At 53.1% G+C, this 627-nt stretch carries 1 protein-coding gene; it reads left to right on the top strand.

Annotated elements, in window-relative coordinates:
- A partial coding sequence (locus MiSe_RS49625) for a WD40 repeat domain-containing protein (RefSeq protein ID WP_226594984.1) occupies positions 1 to 627 on the top strand: 627 nt, incomplete at both ends.

Here is a 627-nt window from a genome sequence, read left to right as displayed (position 1 = left end):
AATTCAGTCGCGTTTAGCCCCAACGGGGAGATGATTGTCAGTGGCAGTGCTGACAAGACGGTGCGGTTGTGGGATCTCTCTGGCAACCCGATTGGTCAACCTTTCTTTGGGCATGAGAGTTCTGTCATTTCAGTCGCCTTTAGCCCCAACGGGGAGATGATTGTCAGTGGCAGTTGGGACAACACGGTGCGGTTGTGGGATATCTCTGGCAACCCGATTGGTCAACCTTTCTTTGGGCATGAGAGTTGGGTCACTTCAGTCGCGTTTAGCCCCAACGGGGAGATGATTGTCAGTGGCAGTGCTGACAAGACGGTGCGGTTGTGGGATCTCTCTGGCAACCCGATTGGTCAACCTTTCTTTGGGCATGAGAGTTTTGTCAATTCAGTCGCGTTTAGCCCCAACGGGGAGATGATTGTCAGTGGCAGTGCTGACAAGACGGTGCGGTTGTGGGATCTCTCTGGCAACCCGATTGGTCAACCTTTCTTTGGGCATGAGCATTCTGTCAATTCAGTCGCGTTTAGCCCCAACGGGGAGATGATTGTCAGTGGCAGTGCTGACAAGACGGTGCGGTTGTGGGATCTCTCTGGCAACCCGATTGGTCAACCTTTCTTTGGGCATGAGCATTCT

The sequence above is a fragment of the Microseira wollei NIES-4236 genome (assembly GCF_020521235.1).
Taxonomy (GTDB): domain Bacteria; phylum Cyanobacteriota; class Cyanobacteriia; order Cyanobacteriales; family Aerosakkonemataceae; genus Microseira; species Microseira wollei.
This window is presented reverse-complemented; position numbering and strand designations above follow the sequence as displayed.